The sequence below is a fragment of the Chamaesiphon sp. VAR_48_metabat_135_sub genome, from assembly GCF_031418915.1.
Classification (GTDB): Bacteria; Cyanobacteriota; Cyanobacteriia; order Cyanobacteriales; family Chamaesiphonaceae; genus Chamaesiphon.
This window is the reverse complement of record NZ_JANOJV010000052.1, coordinates 1-2458: the sequence shown is the minus strand read 5'-3', so window position 1 is coordinate 2458 and position 2458 is coordinate 1. Positions and strand designations below refer to the sequence as shown.

The window sequence follows — 2458 nt, the reverse complement described above, 5'->3', positions numbered from 1 at the left end:
AATCGACCCATTCCTCAGCATCCCGATTTTATTCCTTTTGATGAGCATTTACCTTATGAAATCGATCGCTTCAATAATGAATCTCAGAATCTCAGAATCTCAGAATCTCAGAATCTCAGCAAGTTTCGCCTCGCCCAGCTTGTTATTAGTCTGATTGCTGCATCGGCTGCGTCTTTACCAATGGCGGCACAAGCTGCTGCTCTCTACGCATCTACTAACACTGGTAACATTTATAAATATGCATCAGACGGGAGCATAACTACCTTCGCTACTGGAACTTCTACTTCCCTTGGTATGGCGGTTGATGCCAGTGGTAACCTCTATGAGTCAGAGACGTTCACAGGCGTAATTAACAAATTTACACCAGGTGGAATCAAAACTACCTTCGCTACCGTTACTAATCCCCACGGTCTGGCGTTCGATGCAAGTGGCAACCTCTTTTTAGCAGCACCAGATTTGGGTGTAATTTACAAGTTTGCATCGGACGGGAGCAAAATTACCTTCGCTACAGGCGGAAATTACTCGGCTCTGGCGTTCGATGCGAGTGGCAACCTCTTTGCCTCAGAGCTTTTCGCAATTCACAAGTTTACAGCAGGCGGGGTCAGGACTACCTTCGCTACCGGAAATTTTAATTCCCTTGGTATGGCAGTTGATGCGAGTGGAAACCTATTTGCAACATTTAATAGCAGCATTAACAAATTTACACCAAGCGGGGTCCAGACTACCTTCGCTACCGGACTTGTTAGTCCATTTGGCCTGGCGTTCGATGCGAGTGGAAATCTATTTGTAGCAGGTAGCAACTTCGTTAACAAATATACACCAGGCGGGGTCAAGACTATCGTTGGTGGCGGAGTACCTCACTTTGCTCTGGCATTCGCGCCTGATGCCTCAAATTCTACCGCAGTACCCGAACCATTTACGATTATTGGTACATTAGTCGGTGGTACGGCGGCTATGCGGATGAGAAAGAAGCTTAAATAGTTGAAAGTTGGGCGGTGCCGATTTGCGGGTGAATTTATGCCAACGGGATGGGGATATTTGCTCCGCTCGGACACCGCCCGCGACTGAAGTGCGGGCTAGTAGCTCAAGTCCTCTGAAGAGGACTACCTAGATTTTATTAGTCCTCTTTAGAGGACTTGAGCTACTAGGCTGGGGATTAATCCCCAGGCGGTGTTGGAACGGAGCAAATCGATTTTCCTTAACTTAGTTCTTCGTTGCCAACCGCCTTGAAAACCAGGGTAGGGGCAATTCATGAATTGCCCCTACCCTAATTTTCGAGGGTAATTTAGAACTCAATCCCTAGTGCTACTTATTAGTGACTAATTCTAATCGATCGCGATCGGATAATTTCCAGACTTTACCATCTAAAGCCATTTGTTCGATTAGCGTCGCTAGGCGCAGGGCTTTGAGTGCCTGCTCGCCTCCGACGGAAGGTTCGTTGCCACACCTAACACAGTTGACAAAATGCTCCAATTCTGCATATAGTGGCTCTACGTTACTAGTGTAAACTTTCTCGATCAATCCATCCTGACGGTATAAACCTTGATGGTACTCATTCAGGAGGTCGGCATTGTGACGGTGAATCAAGATTTCGTTATTGAGGAAATTTGCTTCTGTCAAAGATTGACGACAATGAGCGGCGATCCGACGCATTTTGCGATGGGTGACTTTGCTGGCTGTCAGCGTGGCGACAATACCATTGGCAAAACCGAGCGTGGCTGTGACATAATCTAGATATTTAGATTCGGGACATCTACTCCCGCTAGCTGTCAGTCCGACAACTGGAGAACCTGCTAGCTCCATCAGTAAGTCGATATCGTGGATCATCAAATCCAGGACGACAGATACATCATTCGCCCGATTGGAGTAGGGACTCATCCGGTGGGCTTCGAGAGCTAAGACTTTTTCAGTTTTGAGGACTTTACTCAGTTCTTGGAAGACGGGGTTAAAGCGTTCGATATGTCCGACTTGGAGGATACACTGAGATTCAGCGGCTGCATTGACGAGAGCTTCAGCTTCTTCGATCGTCGCTGCAATCGGTTTTTCGATCAGTACGTGAATCCCTGCTTGCAAGCAAGCGATCCCCACCTCGTAATGAAGCCTAGTTGGAACGGCAATACAGACAGCATCTACTTGCGATATTAGATCGCGATAGTCTTCATAAAATCTAGCCTTGTACTTGCTCGCAGCTTCTAAACCCTGCTCGACATTGACATCAGCGATGCCAACCAGTTGGACATTTTTGAGTAGGCTCAACACCCGTGCATGGTGTTGTCCCATATTACCGATCCCGATTAACCCTACTTTCAGCGGTTGAGGTGTACCTGACTGAATTCCTTTGTCTAACTGTCTGGCTGACATGCTATTTCTCACTCTAAAATTTACTCCTCCACCACTCTGACAATCCCGATACTATCACAGCATCATGATTGTAAAGAACCGAAAAGTTTTGTTTATG

General features: G+C 46.8%; 2 protein-coding genes. One reads left to right on the top strand and one right to left on the bottom strand.

Going from position 1 to position 2458, the window contains the following annotated elements; translation table 11 throughout:
- Nucleotides 1-981: PEP-CTERM sorting domain-containing protein (locus RMO55_RS03635; protein WP_310423658.1), on the top strand; the 981-nt coding region annotated here is incomplete at its 5' end.
- Between the two features lie 324 nt (nucleotides 982-1305).
- Here the strand turns inward: RMO55_RS03635 and RMO55_RS03630 are convergent.
- On the bottom strand, nucleotides 1306-2361 hold the full coding sequence (locus tag RMO55_RS03630; RefSeq protein WP_310423655.1) for a Gfo/Idh/MocA family oxidoreductase: 1056 nt from the start codon (nucleotides 2359-2361) through the stop codon (nucleotides 1306-1308).
- Between the last annotated feature and the right edge of the window lie 97 nt (nucleotides 2362-2458).